The sequence below is a fragment of the Pseudomonas sp. LARHCG127 genome (assembly GCF_052871455.1).
In genome coordinates this window covers 53,969-71,626 of record NZ_JBIXJT010000013.1, presented here as the reverse complement: position 1 = coordinate 71,626, position 17,658 = coordinate 53,969, and the positions used below count along the sequence as shown (strand labels likewise).

Here is a 17,658-nt window from a genome sequence, read left to right as displayed (position 1 = left end):
AAGTTGTGATGGCCAGGCGGATTTCATGGAAAAACTGGAGAAAAAAATGAAAAGCTTTATGTCTCGTGCCGCGTTGGCCGGTCTGTTATTGGGCGCTTCGATGCTGGCAAGCGCCGCGACGCCGGCGCCCAAAGGCGCCGAAGTGTTCATCGTTTCCCCGGAAGACGGCGCCACGGTCGCCCAGGAATTCAAGGTCAAGTTCGGCGTCAAGAACATCGCCCTGGCCCCGGCGGGCGATGTGACCAAGAATACCGGCCACCATCATTTGCTGATCGATGTCGACGACGTACCCGCCGAAGGCGCGCCGATTCCGACCGACGCCCACCACATGCACTTCGGCAAGGCACAGACCGAGGCCACCATCAAACTGGCCCCGGGCAAGCACACCTTGCAATTGATCCTGGGCGACAGCGGCCACATGCCGTTCGACCCGTCGATTGTGTCCAAGAAAATCACTGTCAATGTGAAGTAAGACTGGGAAAGTGCAGCCCCCCCTGTGGGAGCGAGCTTGCTCGCGATAGCGGTGGTTCAGTCGATAGCTCTTTTTTCTGACACACCGCCATCGCGAGCAAGCTCGCTCCCACAGGGTTTCCAGATTGTGTCAGGAAAAAAAACGGGAGCCCTTTGGGGCTCCCGTTTTTCATTGCAAGCCAGAGCTGTTTAGAACAACACGCGGCAACGAATCGTGCCATTGATGTGCTGTAGCTTCTCTTGCGCCAGGTCCGAGTATTCGGCGTCGACGTCGATCACGACGTAGCCGACTTTCTCGTTGGTCTGCAGGAACTGACCGGAAATGTTGATGCCGTTTTCGGCGAAGACCTTGTTGATCTCGCTCATCACACCCGGGATGTTCTCGTGGATGTGCAACAGGCGGTGCTTGCCAGGGTGGGCAGGCAGGGCCACTTCCGGGAAGTTCACCGACGATACCGACGTACCGTTGTCGCTGTACTTGACCAGCTTCTCCGCCACTTCCAGGCCGATGTTGGCTTGGGCTTCAGCGGTGGAACCGCCGATGTGCGGGGTCAGGATCACGTTGTCCAGGCCACGCAGCGGGCTTTCGAAAATGTCGTCGTTGGAGCGTGGCTCCACCGGGAACACGTCGATGGCGGCGCCGATCAGGTGCTTGTCCTTGATCGCGTCGGCCAGGGCGTCGAGCTTGACCACGGTGCCACGCGCGGCGTTGATCAGGATCCCGCCCTTCTTGATGGCACGGATTTCCTTCTCGCCGATCATCCACTGGGTGGCAGCGGTTTCCGGCACATGCAGGGTCACGATGTCGGACATGCCCAACAACTCGTGCAAGTCGTTGACCTGGGTGGCGTTGCCCAGGGGCAGCTTGGTCACGGTGTCATAGAAGAACACCTGCATGCCAAGGCCTTCAGCCAGTACCGACAACTGCGTGCCGATCGAGCCGTAGCCGACGATACCCAGCTTCTTGCCGCGGATTTCGAAGGAGTTGGCCGCGCTCTTGATCCAGCCGCCACGGTGGCAGGAAGCGTTCTTCTCGGGGATGCCGCGCAGCAGCAGGATCGCTTCGGCCAATACCAGCTCGGCAACGGAACGGGTGTTGGAGTACGGCGCGTTGAACACCGCGATACCGCGCTCGCGCGCCGCGTTGAGGTCAACCTGGTTGGTGCCGATGCAGAAGCAGCCAACCGCGACCAGTTTCTTGGCGTGGTCGAAGATCTCTTCGGTCAGTTGAGTACGGGAGCGAATGCCGATGAAGTGAGCATCGGCGATCTTTTCCTTGAGCTGGGCTTCCGGCAGAGAACTGGTGATGTACTCGATGCTGGTGTAGCCCGCCGACTTGAGGACGTCGACAGCCGATTGGTGGACGCCTTCGAGAAGAAGGAACTTGATCTTGCTCTTATCGAGAGAAGTCTTGCTCATCTGCGTAAACCTGTGTCCCGGAGAAAAATGGCAGGGAATCGGACAGCGCATGCTGGCCCGACCGGCGTGACAGCCGTCGCCGCAGAACAGCCGTTGGGCACTACGCTGCGGGGTCGGTATGCTAGCATATGCCCCCCGCAAACACTCATTCCTGCGACGTGAAGCGTTCTCAGGATGACCATGAATTGTTCGAGAGTTCTGTCGATGACCCATCCTGCCGTGATAGATGAGCTGAAGACCCTGGTTGAGCCTGGCAAGGTCTTGACCGATGCTGACTCCCTGAACGCTTACGGCAAGGATTGGACCAAGCATTTCGCCCCGGCGCCTTCGGCCATCGTCTTTCCCAAGACCTCCGAACAGGTCCAGGCCATTGTGCGCTGGGCCAATGCGCACAAAGTCGCGCTGGTGCCCTCGGGCGGGCGCACCGGGTTGTCCGCCGCCGCCGTGGCTGCCAACGGCGAAGTGGTGGTGTCATTCGACTACATGAACCAGATTCTCGACGTGAACCTTACCGACCGCACTGCCGTGTGCCAGCCGGGCGTGGTCACCGAGCAACTGCAGAACAAGGCTGAAGAACATGGGCTGTACTACCCGGTTGACTTCGCTTCGGCAGGTTCCAGCCAGATTGGCGGCAATATCGGCACCAATGCCGGCGGAATCAAGGTCATTCGCTACGGCATGACCCGCAACTGGGTGGCGGGCATGAAGGTCGTCACCGGCAAGGGCGACCTGCTGGAGCTGAACAAGGACCTGATCAAGAACGCCACCGGCTACGACTTGCGGCAGCTGTTCATCGGCGCCGAAGGCACCCTGGGCTTCGTGGTCGAGGCCACCATGCGCCTGGACCGTGCGCCGAAGAACCTCACCGCCATGGTGCTCGGCACCTCGGACTTCGACTCCATCATGCCGGTGCTGCACGCCTTCCAGGGCAAGCTGGACCTGACCGCCTTCGAATTTTTCTCCGACAAGGCCCTGGCCAAGGTCCTCGGTCGTGGCGACGTACCGGCGCCATTCGAAACCGAGTGCCCGTTCTACGCGCTGCTGGAATTCGAAGCCACCACCGAAGAGGTCGCCAACCAGGCCTTGGAGACCTTTGAGCACTGCGTGGAGCAGGGCTGGGTGCTGGACGGTGTGATGAGCCAGAGCGAAACCCAACTGCAAAACCTGTGGAAATTGCGCGAGTACATCTCCGAAACCATCTCCCACTGGACGCCGTACAAGAACGACATTTCAGTGACCGTCTCCAAAGTCCCAGCCTTCTTGCAGGAAATCGACGGGATCGTTGGCGAACATTACCCGGACTTCGAAATCGTCTGGTTCGGTCACATCGGCGACGGCAACCTGCACTTGAACATCCTCAAGCCAGAAAACCTGAGCAAGGATGAATTCTTCGCCAAGTGCGCGACCGTGAACAAATGGGTCTTTGAAACCGTCGAGAAGTACAACGGCTCGATTTCCGCCGAACACGGCGTGGGCATGACCAAGCGCGACTACCTGACTTATAGTCGTTCGCCAGTGGAGATCGAATACATGAAAGCCGTGAAAGCCGTATTCGACCCGAACGGCATCATGAACCCGGGCAAGATTTTCGCGGTTAACGCCTAAAAAACACCTGATGAACCCCAGAGCAGGAGTCGGTAAATGAGCTATCAGCACCAGTATGTCGACGGTACACGTATTCATTTTCCGCTAGGGAAAGTGGTGTGCATTGGCCGCAACTACGCCGAACATGCCAAGGAACTGGATAACCCGGTGCCCACCGAACCCTTGTTGTTCATCAAGCCGGGCAGCTGCGTGGTGCCGCTGGAAGGCGGTTTCAGCATTCCCGCCGACCGTGGCTCGGTGCACTACGAGGCGGAAATCGCCGTGTTGATCGGCAAGCCGCTGTCCACCAAGCCCAGCGTTGAAGAGGTGCTGGACGCGATCTCCGGCTTCGCCCCGGCCCTGGACCTGACCCTGCGGGACAAGCAGGCCGAGCTCAAGGCCAAGGGCCTGCCGTGGGAGGTCGCCAAGTCCTTCGACGGCGCGGCAGTGATCGCGCCATTTGTCTCGAAGGATACGTTTGCCGACCTGACCGACATTCCCGTGCGCCTGACCATCAACGGTGAAGTGCGCCAGGACGGCAACAGCAGCCTGATGCTCAACCCCATCGTGCCGATGATCCAATACATGGCCGGTTGCTTCTCGCTGCAGGCCGGCGACGTGATCCTCACCGGCACCCCGGCGGGCGTCGGGCCACTGAATGCGGGCGATGAACTGGTCCTGGAACTGCCAGGGGCGAGCCGCTTCGAGAGCAGCGTTCGCTAACAGCTACACCTATGCCGCCTGTGGGAGCGAGCTTGCTCGCGATAGCGATCTATCCGACACATCAATGTGGGCTGACACACCGCTATCGCGAGCAAGCTCGCTCCCACAGGGTATAGAGGGTGCATATCCGATCATTTACCGTTTTTTTCACATGCCATCCGGATAATTCCGAGGAATGCGGCATCTGAGCCAGCCACTCCCTTAGCCGAACTTTCTGGAACGCATTCCCCGATGGCCAAAACCCAAACACTGCCTGCCGCCAAGCCTGCCCGCCGCTCTCGCTTCGCCCTGCCCTGGTATGCCTGGTCGCTGCTGGCGGTGGCTGCAGCCTATGGCTTGGCGTTTGCGATGCATTGGGACGACCGCGGCCTGCTTTGGCTGTCGGAACACTTCCAGAGCCCGGTCCAGCGCCAGGAAAGCATCTGGTTGCCAGACTATCGCGCCGTGATCGACGCCAAGCCGCTACCGGGCATGGAGAAGGACGAAGCGTCCGATGTGACCTATAACCCGCAGACCAAGACCCTGTTCGCAGTCATGGGCAAGAACCCATTCCTGGTGGAACTGACCCTGCAAGGCGATGTATTGCGCAAGATGCCATTGGTGGGCTGGGGCAATCCGGAAGGCGTGGCGTTTATGGAAAACGGTCTGCTGGCCATTACCGATGAACGAAAGCACCTGTTGTCGATCGTTCAGGTCGATGCCGACACCCGCGCGCTGAACATCAATGACTTTCCTCGCTATGACCTGGGCACGTCGAAGAATCAGAACAAGGGATTCGAAGCCATCGTCTGGGACCTGAAAAATCAGCGACTGGTCCTCGGCGAGGAGCGCCCACCTGCGCTGTTCACCTGGAAAAGTGACGGTAGCCAGTTGCTCAAGGGCGATAAGCAGATCCATGTCAGCAACGAATTGGACCTGCGCAACCTTTCAGCATTGGCCGTAGATCCCCGCACCGGTCACATGCTGGTGCTGTCAGCCGACTCCCATCTATTGCTGGAGCTGGACGAAGAAGGCGAGCAGGTCAGCTTCATGACCTTGCTGGGCGGCTTCAACGGCCTGAAAGACACGATCCCTCGTGCCGAAGGTGTCACCATCGATGAGGCCGGTAACCTGTACATGGTCAGCGAGCCGAACCTGTTCTATCGTTTCGAAAAACAGCGCTGACAACTAACTCTGTAGGATAAGTCCTCCTTCGTTGTAGGGTGTGGCACGCGGCCATTAAGTTTCAGTTCAGGCAGCCGTGGTATTTCCACCCACCTGTTCTTATCCGAGCCCACTCCAACATGCGTCGACTCGCCCACCCCAAACCCTTGATGCTGATACTGCTGACGCTGGTGCTGATCAGCCTGATCACCGTCGGCCAGCACCTGCGCCTGTTCGAACGCGCCTGGTTCAACCTGAATACGCTCTGGAAAAATACCAGCGAACAGGCCATTGCCCTGGATCAATACCGGGTCCACGTCGAGGCGCAGGTGATCGAAGGCCTGGACGATGACGTTTCCGCGCTGACGTTCGATCCGGTCCGCAAGAGCCTTTTCACTGTCACCAATAAAAACGCCGAGCTGATCGAGCTGTCGCTGGATGGCAAGATTCTGCGGCGCATCGCCCTGATCGGCTTTGGCGACCCGGAGGCGGTGGAGTTCATCAGCGAAGACACCTACGTCATCACTGACGAGCGCCAGCAACGGCTGATCAAGATTCACTTGGAAGACAACACCCAATTCCTCGACGCCGCCGACGCCGAACAGATCACCCTCGGCGTGCACATGAGGAGCAACAAGGGGTTCGAAGGATTGGCCTACGATTCGGTGGGCAAGCGCCTGTTCGTGGCAAAGGAACGCGACCCGATGCTGATTTATGAAGTGCATGGGTTTCCCCATCACAATCCGGAAAAATCCTACGCGGTCCATGTGATCAACAACCCCAAGCGCGATGCCGGGCTATTCGTACGCGACCTTTCAAGCCTGCAATACGATGAACGCAGCGGCCATTTGCTGGCGCTGTCCGATGAGTCGCGGTTGATTATCGAGTTGGATATCGACGGCCGACCGTTGAGCACGCTCTCATTGAGCAAGGGCCGCCAGGGGCTGCAGCAAACCGTACCCCAGGCCGAAGGCCTGGCCATGGACGACGATGGCAACCTGTACCTGGTGAGCGAGCCAAACCTGTTCTACGTGTTCAAGAAGCCGCAGCCTTGATGCACCACAAAACCAAATGCGGGAAACCCAATGTGGGAGCGAGCTTGCTCGCGATGGCGGTGGGTCAGCCAACATTGATGTGTCGGATAGACCGTTATCGCGAGCAAGCTCGCTCCCACAGGGTTCGGTGTTGAGTCAGCCCGGCTTATTCACCCCGCAGGGTCTTCACCCCATCAGCAGTCCCCAGCAACAGCACATCCGCCGGGCGAGCAGCGAACAAACCGTTGGTGACCACGCCGACGATGGCGTTGATCTGGCTTTCCAGTTCCACCGGGTTAGTGATCTGCAGGTTGTGCACATCCAGGATGATGTTGCCGTTATCGGTCAGCACGCCTTCGCGATACACCGGGTCCCCGCCCAGTTTCACCAGTTGGCGGGCCACATGGCTACGGGCCATGGGGATAACTTCCACCGGCAATGGGAACCCGCCGAGTACCGGCACCAGTTTGCTGGCGTCAGCAATGCAGATGAAGGTCTTGGCCACCGCCGCGACGATCTTCTCGCGGGTCAGGGCCGCGCCGCCGCCCTTGATCAGGTTCAGGTGCGCGTCGCTTTCATCGGCGCCGTCGATGTAGAACTCCAAGTCGCTGACGGTATTGAGTTCGTACACCGGGATCCCGTGGCCCTTGAGGCGCGCAGCGGTCGCTTCGGAGCTGGCGACTGCGCCATCGAACGCACCCTTGTGTTGCGCCAGCGCGTCGATGAAGCAATTGGCCGTGGAGCCGGTGCCGACCCCGACGACGCTCTTGTCATCCAGTTTCGGGAGGATGAGGTCGACGGCGGCCTGGGCCACGGCCTGTTTGAGTTGATCCTGGGTCATGCGGGCTCCGAAGGTGCCGAGAGAGAACGAAAGGCCGGCATTATAGGCGCCGAAAGGGCCCTGGTCATTGCCTGATTGGCACCGAGCCCGTGTGGCGAGGGAGCTTGCTCCCGCTCGGCTGCGAAGCAGTCGTGATTGATGTCTACCGCATATCGAAGGGGCCGCTGCGCGACCCAGCGGGAGCAAGCTCCCTCGCCACGGGGTTTCTGCGCTCAAAGTGCCTTAATCGTGTGGTCGCCCGGCCAAAAGCCGGGTTAGACTCCTTGGCCCTGCCCAACCCGCTCAGTGATGCTTTCCGATGCTTGAACAGTACGTCAAAAAGATCCTCACCTCGCGCGTTTACGACGTTGCCGTAGAAACCCCGCTGCAGGCCGCTCGCCAGCTCTCCGAGCGGCTGGGCAACAGCATCTTGCTCAAGCGTGAAGACTTGCAGCCAGTGTTCTCGTTCAAGATTCGCGGGGCCTACAACAAGCTGACCCAGCTCAGCGACGAAGAACGCGCACGCGGCGTGGTCACGGCTTCGGCGGGCAACCACGCCCAGGGCCTGGCCCTGGCGGCCAAGGTGCTGGGGGTCAAGGCCACCATCGTGATGCCCAAGACCACGCCGGAAATCAAGGTCGAAGGCGTGCGCTCCCGTGGCGGCAAAGTGGTCTTGCACGGTGACTCGTTTCCCGAAGCCCTGGCCTATTCGCTGAAACTGGTCGACGAAAAGGGCTACGTCTACATCCACCCGTATGACGATCCCCACACCATTGCCGGGCAGGGCACCGTGGCGATGGAAATCCTGCGCCAGCATCCTGGGCGCCTGGATGCGATTTTCGTCCCGGTGGGCGGTGGCGGGCTGATCGCCGGGATCGCGGCCTACGTGAAATACCTGCGCCCGGACATCAAGATCATCGGCGTCGAGCCGGACGACTCCAACTGCCTGCAAGCGGCCATGGCCGCGGGCGAGCGCGTGGTGCTGCCGACCGTGGGGCTGTTCGCCGACGGCGTTGCCGTGGCACAGATCGGCCAGCACACCTTTGATATCTGCAAGCACCACGTGGACGAAGTCATCACCGTCAGCACCGACGAGATCTGCGCCGCTATCAAGGATATCTACGACGATACCCGCTCGATCACCGAACCTGCCGGCGCACTGGGCGTGGCCGGGATCAAGAAATATGTCGAGTCACGGAACATCAGCGGCCAGACCCTGGTGGCGATCGACTCCGGCGCCAACGTCAACTTCGACCGCTTGCGCCATGTCGCCGAGCGCGCCGAGCTGGGCGAGGGCCGCGAAGCGATCATCGCCGTGACCATCCCCGAGAAGCCGGGCAGCTTCAAGGCGTTCTGCGAAGCCGTGGGCAAGCGCCAGATCACCGAATTCAACTATCGCTACAACACCGGCAGCGAAGCGCACATCTTCGTCGGCGTGCAGACCCACCCGGAAAACGACCCGCGCAGCGCGCTGATCGCCAGCCTGACCGAACAAGGCTTCCCGGTGCTGGACCTGACCGACAACGAACTGGCCAAGTTGCACATTCGCCACATGGTCGGCGGGCATGCGGCCCATGTCATCGACGAAGTGGTGCTGCGCTTCGAATTCCCGGAACGTCCGGGGGCGCTGTTCAACTTCTTGAACAAGCTGGGTGGACGCTGGAATATCTCGATGTTCCACTACCGCAACCATGGCGCGGCGGATGGCCGTGTGGTCGCGGGGCTCCAAGTGCCCCACGATGAACGCCACCTGGTCCCGGCCGCCCTGGAAGAAATCGGCTACCCGTACTGGGATGAAAGCGATAACCCGGCCTATCAGTTGTTCCTGGGTTGATAAAGCCGGGCTAGGCTGTGAGCAAGACTTAAGGAAATCGAACCCATGGAAACATTGACCGCGCTGAAGATCGCCCACGGCATCGCCACTGTATTACTGCTGGCGGGTGCCCTGGGGCTGGCCATCTGGGTCTGGCGCACGCGCCGCAACGGCGACGCCACGGCGGCGGCGCGCACGCTGCAACGTCCGCGGCTGTTCATCTGGCTGGTCATGATCCTGGCGCTGGCTAGCCTGCCATTCACTGGCTGGCGGATGGTTCATCAAATCGGCTGGCCACTGGGACAGACCTGGCTGCTGGCTTCCAGCGTGCTCTACACCTTGGCGGCGCTGGCGGGGTTCTGGCTGCTAGTGCGGCTGAACACATTGCGCAAGACGCCAGGCGGTAGCGGGAAGTTTACCTTTGTCCTGGCGCTGTTCAGTGTTGTCTGCTTTGTGGCCATTGCGGGGTTGATGGGGGCCAAGCCGGTTTAAGGCTTAGAGACCGCATCGCTTTTATCGCGAGCAAGCTCGCTCCCACACTGGATTTGGGTTGTTCCCCCTGTGGGAGCGAGCTTGCTCGCGATAGCTATATCAGCCGCGCAACGAAATCACGGGCCAACCCCGCTTCTGGGCCTCAGCCCGAAGATTCGGATCCGGATCCACCGCCACCGGATGCGTCACCGCTTCCAGCAACGGCAAATCGTTCATCGAATCGCTATAAAAGTAGCTATCGTCGAGCGAGTACCCGGTCTCTTCCAGCCAACGGTTCAACCGGGTCACCTTGCCCTCGCGGAAACACGGGATGTCGGTGCTGCGTCCGCTGTAGCGCCCGTCGACCATCTCGCACTCGGTGGCAATCAGGGTTTCGACCCCCAGGCGCTCGGCAATTGGCGCGGTAACGAAGCGGTTGGTGGCGGTGATGATGACCAGCTTGTCGCCGGCGTCACGGTGCTTTTTCAGCAGTTCGATGGCCTGGGGCAACACGATCGGCTCGATGCAGTCGCGCATGTAGTCCAAGTGCCACTGGGCCAGGATGTGCATTTCGGTACGGCCAAGGATTTCCAGGCAAAAGTTCAGGTACTCGGCATTGTCGAGCTTGCCGGCCAGGTAATCCTGGTAGAACGCGTCGTTGCGCGCCTTATAGGTGACAGCGTCCAGAAAACCGCGCTCGCACAGGTAATCGCCCCACGCGTGGTCGCTATCGCCGCCCAGCAATGTGTTGTCCAAGTCGAATAAAGCCAGCCGCATCGCAGTTACTCGCTGAAAAATCTAAAGAAAGGCGTCCAGAATACGGACTTTTCACAAGAGTGCACATAAGCTAGGGACGCTCGTTGCTGCTTTCACAACCTTTGTGGAACAATGCGGCGACATGCGTTTGCGAGGTTGTTGCCGTGATCGATCCCGATGGTTTCCGTCCCAATGTGGGGATCATTCTTACGAATGATGCTGGGCAGGTGCTATGGGCACGCCGTATCAATCAAGATGCCTGGCAGTTTCCCCAGGGTGGGATCAACCCCCAGGAGACGCCGGAAGAGGCCTTGTACCGCGAGTTGAATGAAGAAGTGGGGCTTGAGCGCGAAGATGTCGAAATACTCGCCTGCACCCGAGGCTGGTTGCGCTATCGTTTGCCGCAACGCCTGGTCAGGACGCACAGCCAACCGCTGTGCATCGGCCAGAAGCAGAAATGGTTTCTCCTGCGCCTGATCTCCAACGAGCAGCGGGTGCGGATGGATTTGACCGGTAAACCGGAGTTCGATGGCTGGCGCTGGGTCAGCTATTGGTATCCGTTGGGCCAGGTGGTGACATTCAAGCGCGAGGTGTACCGACGCGCCCTCAAAGAGCTTGCCCCGCGCCTGCTGACGCGCGACTGACGACGGAGTTCGACCCCGAGCCATGCTCAATACGCTGCGCAAGATCGTCCAGGAAGTTAACTCCGCCAAGGATCTCAAGGCGGCGTTGGGGATTATTGTATTGCGCGTCAAAGAGGCCATGGGCAGCCAGGTCTGCTCGGTCTACCTGCTGGACCCCGAGACCAATCGTTTCGTGCTGATGGCCACCGAGGGCTTGAACAAGCGCTCCATCGGCAAGGTGAGCATGGCGCCCAATGAAGGCCTGGTCGGTCTGGTCGGCACGCGCGAAGAACCCCTGAACCTCGAAAACGCCGCGGATCACCCGCGCTACCGCTACTTTGCCGAAACGGGCGAAGAACGCTACGCGTCGTTCCTTGGCGCACCGATCATCCACCACCGCCGCGTCGTCGGCGTGTTGGTCATCCAGCAAAAAGAGCGCCGACAGTTCGACGAAGGTGAAGAAGCTTTCCTTGTAACCATGAGCGCGCAACTGGCCGGGGTTATCGCCCACGCCGAGGCCACTGGCTCGATCAGCGGCCTGGGGCGCCAGGGCAAGGGTATCCAGGAAGCGAAGTTCGTCGGTGTGCCGGGTTCACCGGGCGCGGCAGTGGGCACGGCGGTGGTCATGTTGCCGCCCGCCGACCTCGACGTGGTGCCGGACAAGACCGTCGCCGACATCAATGCCGAGCTGGGCTTGTTCAAGACCGCCATCGAAGGCGTGCGGGCCGACATGCGGGCCCTGTCGGCCAAGCTGGCGACGCAGTTGCGCCCCGAAGAACGCGCACTGTTCGACGTCTACCTGATGATGCTCGACGATGCCTCCCTGGGCAGCGAAGTGACCACCGTCATCAAGACCGGCCAATGGGCCCAGGGTGCGCTGCGCCAGGTGGTGACCGACCACGTCAACCGTTTCGAACTGATGGACGACGCCTACCTGCGTGAGCGCGCCTCGGACGTCAAGGACCTTGGCCGTCGCTTGCTGGCGTACTTGCAGCAGGAGCGCCAGCAGACCCTGGTCTACCCCGACAACACCATCCTGGTCAGCGAAGAGCTGACCCCGGCCATGCTCGGCGAAGTGCCCGAAGGCAAGCTGGCGGGCCTGGTCTCGGTACTGGGTTCGGGCAACTCCCACGTGGCGATCCTGGCCCGGGCGATGGGCATTCCGACGGTGATGGGCCTGGTGGACCTGCCGTATTCCAAGGTCGACGGCATCCAGATGATCGTCGACGGCTACCACGGCGAGGTCTACACCAACCCCAGCGACGTGCTGCGCAAGCAGTTCGCCGATGTGGTGGAGGAAGAAAAGCAACTGTCCCTAGGGCTGGATGCGCTGCGGGACCTGCCGTGCATTACCCTCGATGGCCACCGCATGCCATTGTGGGTCAACACCGGCCTGCTGGCCGACGTCGCCCGGGCGCAGAAGCGTGGCGCCGAAGGTGTGGGGCTGTACCGCACCGAAGTGCCGTTCATGATCAACCAGCGCTTCCCCAGCGAAAAAGAACAGTTGGCGATCTACCGCGAACAACTGGCCGCGTTCCACCCACAACCGGTGACCATGCGCAGCCTGGACATCGGCGGCGACAAGTCCCTGTCCTACTTCCCGATCAAGGAAGACAACCCGTTCCTCGGCTGGCGCGGCATCCGCGTGACGCTCGACCACCCGGAAATCTTCCTGGTCCAGGCCCGCGCCATGCTCAAGGCCAGCGAAGGCCTGAACAACCTGCGCATCCTGTTGCCGATGATCTCCGGCACCCATGAACTGGAAGAAGCCCTGCACTTGATCCACCGGGCCTGGGGCGAAGTCCGCGACGAAGGCACCGACGTGCCGATGCCGCCGGTCGGCGTGATGATCGAGATTCCGGCCGCGGTGTACCAGACCAAGGAACTGGCGCGGCAGGTGGACTTCCTGTCGGTGGGTTCCAACGACCTGACCCAATACCTGCTGGCCGTGGACCGTAACAACCCACGGGTCGCCGACCTGTACGACTACCTGCACCCGGCGGTGCTGCAAGCTTTGCAGAACGTGGTGCGTGACGCCCATGCCGAAGGCAAGCCGGTCAGTATCTGCGGCGAAATGGCCGGCGACCCGGCGGCCGCGGTGCTGCTGATGGCGATGGGGTTCGACAGTTTGTCGATGAACGCCACCAACCTGCCGAAAGTGAAGTGGATGCTGCGCCAGATCAACCTCAGCAAGGCCCAGGAACTGCTGGCGGAAGTGATGACCATCGACAACCCGCAAGTGATCCACAGCTCCTTGCAACTGGCGCTGAAGAACCTTGGGTTGGCGCGGATGATCAATCCGGCTTCGAACAAGACCCTCTAGACAGTTCAGCGAGCATTTGTGGCGAGGGAGCTTGCTCCCGCTGGGCTACGAAGTAGCCCCAAGGCTTTTTTGGGCGGGCTTCGCCCACCAGCGGGAGCAAGCTCCCTCGCCACAAGTGACTCTCATTCAAATGTGTAGCGCCACTTCCCCCAAATGCCCCCCATGGGGCCCGAAACTGCGCTCGACCATCTGCCGCGTCCCATCGGCATGGACAATCAGCGCCGTACTCGCCCGCGTCCCATAAGCCGGGCTGGCGATGAACACACTCGACAACAATGCCTCGGTCGCCAGCCCGACGCCGGTGTCGGGCAGTTCAGCCACCGGCGCAGGTTGTGGATCGTTCAGCAACGCCAACAAGGCCTGGGGTTGCGGATCGTCCAGCACCTCCTCCAGCGCCAACCGGGCCTTGAGCAACTTGGGCCATGGCGTGTTCAGCCCAGCGTTCGACAGGCCATACACGCCCCTGGCCAATTGCTGTGGCCGGGTATCACGGGCGTTGTAGTGCCAGAGCTCGGCGCCATCGCCGAGCAGCAGGTTGAAGCCACCGTATTCGCCAGCACGGGGCACGACTTCGCTCAGGTAGTCGGCAATCGACAGATTCCCGGTGAGGAACCGCGCCACCAGCTCACCGCGGGACTTGAAGGCCGGCAATTGGCCTGGGTCGCGGATGTTGGTCAGCGCGGCAAAACGGCCCTCGGCGCCGATGCCGAGCCAAGTACCGCCGGCTTCAAGGTCGCGCCCTGCATGGACATGGGGCGCGTCAGGCCATTGGGCCAGGGGCAAGGTCGGCCGGGCGTAGAACTCGTCGCGGTTGGCCGCCACGACCAGCGGCTGGGCGTGGCCAGGGCGCCAGGCAAATACGATCAGGCACATCAGGTTGTCCTGTTAACAATGCCAATCCGTTAAAAGAATAAAGCCGAACACCACCTTTGTGGCGAGGGAGCTTGCTCCCGCTGGGCTACGAAGTAGCCCCAAAAGCCTTGTTGGGTGGGCTTCGCCCACCAGCGGGAGCAAGCTCCCTCGCCACAAAGGCTATTCGTCGCATCCCCACCACTCTACCCATACATCACTGACGCATCCATCGCCTTCAGTAGAGCCCAAGCCCCTCGATCCGTTACCATGCCGCTCTTATTTCGGGGATGGGCGGGGAGAGTCTGGTGGAATTTGTGCTCTATCTGCTACTCGGCGCCTGCGCCGGCGTGCTGGCCGGGTTGTTTGGTGTAGGGGGCGGGATCATCATCGTCCCGGTGCTGGTATTCAGTTTCACCCTGCAGGGCTTCGACCCGCAGGTGTTGACGCACCTGGCCGTCGGCACCTCCCTGGCGTCGATTATCTTTACCTCGGTCAATGCCGTGCGCGAACATCAGCGCAAAGGCGCGGTGCGCTGGCCGGTATTCGCCTGGATGACCGTCGGCATCCTGATCGGTGCCGGTTTCGGCGCGATCACCGCCGAAGCGATTTCCGGCCCACACCTGCAAAAGATCATTGGCGTGTTCGCCTTGGTCGTTGCCGTGCAACTGGCCCTGGACTTCAAGCCCAAGGCCAGCCGCACCGTACCGGGCAAGGCTGGGCTGACCGTGGCCGGCACGGTGATCGGCTGGGCCTCGGCGATTTTCGGCATCGGTGGTGGTTCGCTGACCGTACCGTTCCTGACCTGGCGCAGCGTGCCGATGCAACAAGCGGTGGCGACGTCATCGGCCTGCGGCTTGCCGATCGCCCTGGTCAGTGCATTAAGTTTCATGATTCTGGGCTGGCACGATCCGTTGCTGCCGGCCCATAGTCTCGGTTTTGTGTATTTGCCGGCGCTGCTGGGCATCGCCTTGACCAGCATGATCTTTGCCCGCTTTGGTGCGCGGCTGGCCCATCGCCTGTCGCCACGCTTGCTCAAGCGCTTGTTCGCCGCCTTGCTATTCTGCGTGGGGGTGAGTTTTCTGCTCTGACGCAATCCTGGCTTAATCCCGTGGTGGCAGCGTCGCCCGGGTATTTTTGACGTTTACGAGGAATATCAATGCTGCCTTACCCGCAGATCGATCCGGTAGCCCTGGCCATCGGCCCGCTGAAAATCCACTGGTACGGCCTGATGTACCTGATCGGCATCGGCGGCGCCTGGTGGCTGGCGTCGCGCCGGCTCAACCGCTTCGACCCGACCTGGAACAAGGAAAAGCTCTCCGACCTGGTGTTCTGGCTGTCCATGGGCGTGATCGTCGGCGGACGCCTGGGCTACGTGCTGTTCTACGACCTGAGTGCCTACCTGGCCAACCCGACGCTGATCTTCGAAGTCTGGAAAGGCGGCATGTCGTTCCACGGTGGGTTCATTGGTGTGATGCTGGCGGCGTTGTGGTTCGGCAAGCGCAACAACAAGTCGTTTTTCGAGCTGATGGACTTCGTCGCGCCGATGGTGCCGATCGGCCTGGGTGCCGGGCGCATCGGCAACTTCATCAACGCCGAGTTGTGGGGCAAGCCGACCGACGTGCCCTGGGCGATGATCTTCCCGCCGTTCAGCGACCCGGCGCAGTTGCCGCGCCACCCGTCCCAGCTGTACCAGTTCGCCCTCGAGGGTGTGGCACTGTTCCTGATCCTCTGGCTGTTCTCGCGCAAGCCGCGCCCCACCATGGCGGTGTCGGGCATGTTCGCGCTGTTCTATGGCATCTTCCGTTTCATCGTCGAATTCGTCCGTGTGCCGGATGCCCAGCTCGGCTATCTGGCGTGGAACTGGCTGACCATGGGCCAGGTGCTGTGCCTGCCGATGATCATCGGTGGCCTGGCGCTGATCTGGCTGGCTTATCATCGCGCGCCGGCTGCGGCGGCCAAGGTTTAAAATTCGAACCCCGGGGCGCAGGCCCCGGGTTCAAGGACACAGGTAACCCATGAAGCAATATCTCGATCTGGTGGCCCACGTCATCAAGAACGGCACCAAGCAAGCCAACCGCACCGGTGTGAACACCATCAGCTTCCCCGGCGCCATGCTGCGCTATGACTTGAAGGAAGGCTTTCCCGCCATCACCACTCGCAAGATGGCCTTCAAATCGGCCATCGGCGAGATGTGCGGTTTTCTCCGTGGCGTGAACAATGCCGCTGAGTTTCGCGCCCTGGGCTGCAAGGTCTGGGACCAGAACGCCAACGAAAACGCCCAGTGGCTGGCCAACCCGTTCCGCCAGGGCGAAGACGACCTGGGCGAGATCTACGGCGTGCAGTGGCGCAAGTGGCCGGCCTATAAGCAGATTCCGGTAAGCAACCCGGCGGCCATCGAGCAGACGCTGGCCCAGGGTTACCGGCAGATCGCCGAGGGCGAAGAAAACGGCCAGGCCTACGTGGTGCTGTACAAGGCCATCGACCAGGTTCGCCAGTGCGTCGACACCATCATCAAGGACCCGGGCAGCCGGCGCATCCTGTTCCACGGCTGGAACTGCGCCCAGCTTGATGAAATGGCCCTGCCGCCGTGCCATCTGCTCTACCAGTTCCACCCGAATGTCGAGACCAGGGAAATTTCCCTGACCCTCTACATCCGCTCCAACGACCTGGGCCTGGGCACGCCGTTCAACCTCACCGAAGGCGCCGCGCTGCTGAGCCTGATCGGCCGCCTGACCGGCTACACGCCGCGCTGGTTCACCTATTTCATCGGCGACGCCCACGTCTACGAAAACCACTTGGACATGCTCAACGAACAGCTCACCCGCGAGCCGTTCCCGATGCCCAAGCTGGTGATTTCCGAGCGCGTGCCAGAGTTTGCCAAGACTGGCGTGTACCAACCTGAGTGGCTGGAGTTGGTGGAACCGAGCGACTTCTCCCTCGAAGGCTACCAGCACCACGCGCCGATGACCGCGCCGATGGCGGTCTAGAAAACACCACCATTCCCCTGTGGGAGCGAGCTTGCTCGCGATAGGGCCAGTACATTCAACATCAATGTTGACTGATAGGTTGCTATCGCGAGCAAGCTCGCTCCCACATTAGATCGCCATGTGCTTCAAGAGCAGTTCAATGCCCATGACTCCTGCCCACATGTGAATGCTCCACCTCCGGCGCCACCGCCCCGCTCACCTCCAATCGCTGCAAGATCCCGCATTGATCCAGATCCGGCCCTTCGCCACAGCGATGGCGCAGGTCGATCAGTTGCGCCTGCAAGGCCAGCAGGCCATCGATGCGGGCCTTGACGTGGTGGATGTGTTCGTCGATCAGCGCATTGACGCTTTCACATTGATCCTGGGGGCTGTCGCGCAGGGCCAGGAGACTGCGGATTTCCTCCAGGGTCATGTCCAGGGTGCGGCAGTTGCGGATGAACGTCAGTCGTTCGGCATGGGCCTGGGTGTAGACGCGGTAGTTGCCGTCGCTGCGGGCCGGTTCCGGCAGCAGGCCTTCGCGCTCGTAGTAGCGGATGGTTTCGACTTGGCAGTCGGTGATTTTCGCCAGTTCTCCGATCTTCATGGTGCGATCTCCCCAATAGGTGCTTGACCCTATAGTGGCTACAGGGTCTTTACTGC

The 17,658-nt window shown here is 61.0% G+C and carries 17 protein-coding genes; 12 read left to right on the top strand and 5 right to left on the bottom strand.

Translation table 11 applies throughout. The features are described 5' to 3' along the window. The first annotated feature begins 46 nt into the window (after nucleotides 1-46). Nucleotides 47-472, top strand: a complete 426-nt coding sequence (locus ACIPQ1_RS21500) for a DUF4399 domain-containing protein (RefSeq protein WP_250961822.1) — start codon at nucleotides 47-49, stop codon at nucleotides 470-472. 188 nt (nucleotides 473-660) lie between these two features. On the opposite strand, the gene serA is transcribed toward ACIPQ1_RS21500, so the two are convergent. Beyond that, a complete protein-coding gene (serA, locus tag ACIPQ1_RS21495; RefSeq protein WP_053117264.1) occupies nucleotides 661-1,890 on the bottom strand; it encodes a phosphoglycerate dehydrogenase in 1,230 nt (409 codons plus the stop codon). Nucleotides 1,891-2,094: 204 nt separating this feature from the next. Between serA and ACIPQ1_RS21490 the strand changes: the two genes are divergently transcribed. The 4 genes from ACIPQ1_RS21490 to ACIPQ1_RS21475 all read left to right on the top strand — a co-directional run bounded on the left by ACIPQ1_RS21490 (nucleotide 2,095) and on the right by ACIPQ1_RS21475 (nucleotide 6,395). Further along, a complete protein-coding gene (locus ACIPQ1_RS21490; RefSeq protein ID WP_411386183.1) occupies nucleotides 2,095-3,495 on the top strand; it encodes an FAD-binding oxidoreductase in 1,401 nt (466 codons plus the stop codon). A gap of 36 nt (nucleotides 3,496-3,531) precedes the next feature. After that, nucleotides 3,532-4,197, top strand: coding sequence for a fumarylacetoacetate hydrolase family protein (locus ACIPQ1_RS21485; RefSeq protein WP_411386182.1), 666 nt, complete (start codon nucleotides 3,532-3,534; stop codon nucleotides 4,195-4,197). Nucleotides 4,198-4,428: 231 nt separating this feature from the next. Continuing rightward, entirely contained in the window at nucleotides 4,429-5,361 is a 933-nt protein-coding gene (locus ACIPQ1_RS21480; protein WP_411386181.1) for an SdiA-regulated domain-containing protein, read from the top strand. A gap of 119 nt (nucleotides 5,362-5,480) precedes the next feature. Then, on the top strand, nucleotides 5,481-6,395 hold the full coding sequence (locus ACIPQ1_RS21475) for an SdiA-regulated domain-containing protein (protein ID WP_411386180.1): 915 nt from the start codon (nucleotides 5,481-5,483) through the stop codon (nucleotides 6,393-6,395). A 145-nt stretch (nucleotides 6,396-6,540) separates the two neighbouring features. Here ACIPQ1_RS21475 and rpiA read toward each other — a convergent pair whose 3' ends face one another. After that, on the bottom strand, nucleotides 6,541-7,215 hold the full coding sequence (gene rpiA / locus ACIPQ1_RS21470; protein WP_411386179.1) for a ribose-5-phosphate isomerase RpiA: 675 nt from the start codon (nucleotides 7,213-7,215) through the stop codon (nucleotides 6,541-6,543). Between the two features lie 298 nt (nucleotides 7,216-7,513). Between rpiA and ilvA the strand changes: the two genes are divergently transcribed. Together ilvA and ACIPQ1_RS21460 are read left to right on the top strand one after the other, a co-directional pair. After that, entirely contained in the window at nucleotides 7,514-9,028 is a 1,515-nt protein-coding gene (ilvA, locus tag ACIPQ1_RS21465) for a threonine ammonia-lyase, biosynthetic (protein ID WP_411386178.1), read from the top strand. A 45-nt stretch (nucleotides 9,029-9,073) separates the two neighbouring features. Then, the gene (locus ACIPQ1_RS21460; protein WP_446534744.1) at nucleotides 9,074-9,499 is read left to right on the top strand and encodes a DUF2269 family protein; all 426 of its coding nucleotides are present in this window, start codon (nucleotides 9,074-9,076) and stop codon (nucleotides 9,497-9,499) included. 99 nt (nucleotides 9,500-9,598) lie between these two features. Here the strand turns inward: ACIPQ1_RS21460 and ACIPQ1_RS21455 are convergent, their stop codons facing one another. After that, entirely contained in the window at nucleotides 9,599-10,255 is a 657-nt protein-coding gene (locus ACIPQ1_RS21455; RefSeq protein WP_186707333.1) for a histidinol-phosphatase, read from the bottom strand. A 143-nt stretch (nucleotides 10,256-10,398) separates the two neighbouring features. Between ACIPQ1_RS21455 and ACIPQ1_RS21450 the strand changes: the two genes are divergently transcribed. Together ACIPQ1_RS21450 and ptsP are read left to right on the top strand one after the other, a co-directional pair. Further along, a complete protein-coding gene (locus ACIPQ1_RS21450; protein ID WP_003186867.1) occupies nucleotides 10,399-10,878 on the top strand; it encodes an RNA pyrophosphohydrolase in 480 nt (159 codons plus the stop codon). A 22-nt stretch (nucleotides 10,879-10,900) separates the two neighbouring features. Further along, entirely contained in the window at nucleotides 10,901-13,180 is a 2,280-nt protein-coding gene (ptsP, locus tag ACIPQ1_RS21445; protein WP_186707334.1) for a phosphoenolpyruvate--protein phosphotransferase, read from the top strand. 126 nt (nucleotides 13,181-13,306) lie between these two features. On the opposite strand, the gene ACIPQ1_RS21440 is transcribed toward ptsP, so the two are convergent. Beyond that, the gene (locus tag ACIPQ1_RS21440) at nucleotides 13,307-14,053 is read right to left on the bottom strand and encodes an NRDE family protein (RefSeq protein ID WP_250964211.1); all 747 of its coding nucleotides are present in this window, start codon (nucleotides 14,051-14,053) and stop codon (nucleotides 13,307-13,309) included. Between the two features lie 284 nt (nucleotides 14,054-14,337). Between ACIPQ1_RS21440 and ACIPQ1_RS21435 the strand changes: the two genes are divergently transcribed. The 3 genes from ACIPQ1_RS21435 to ACIPQ1_RS21425 all read left to right on the top strand — a co-directional run bounded on the left by ACIPQ1_RS21435 (nucleotide 14,338) and on the right by ACIPQ1_RS21425 (nucleotide 17,019). Beyond that, nucleotides 14,338-15,120: a sulfite exporter TauE/SafE family protein gene (locus ACIPQ1_RS21435; RefSeq protein WP_250964212.1), complete on the top strand. Its 783-nt coding sequence runs from the start codon at nucleotides 14,338-14,340 to the stop codon at nucleotides 15,118-15,120. 68 nt (nucleotides 15,121-15,188) lie between these two features. Beyond that, nucleotides 15,189-15,998 carry a prolipoprotein diacylglyceryl transferase gene (gene lgt / locus ACIPQ1_RS21430; RefSeq protein ID WP_053117240.1) on the top strand — a complete coding sequence of 270 codons (810 nt, stop codon included), beginning with the start codon at nucleotides 15,189-15,191 and terminating at the stop codon, nucleotides 15,996-15,998. Nucleotides 15,999-16,047: 49 nt separating this feature from the next. Next, nucleotides 16,048-17,019, top strand: coding sequence for a thymidylate synthase (locus ACIPQ1_RS21425; protein ID WP_250964214.1), 972 nt, complete (start codon nucleotides 16,048-16,050; stop codon nucleotides 17,017-17,019). Between the two features lie 136 nt (nucleotides 17,020-17,155). On the opposite strand, the gene cadR is transcribed toward ACIPQ1_RS21425, so the two are convergent. Then, nucleotides 17,156-17,602 carry a Cd(II)/Pb(II)-responsive transcriptional regulator gene (cadR, locus tag ACIPQ1_RS21420; protein ID WP_186730349.1) on the bottom strand — a complete coding sequence of 149 codons (447 nt, stop codon included), beginning with the start codon at nucleotides 17,600-17,602 and terminating at the stop codon, nucleotides 17,156-17,158. Nucleotides 17,603-17,658 lie beyond the last annotated feature (56 nt).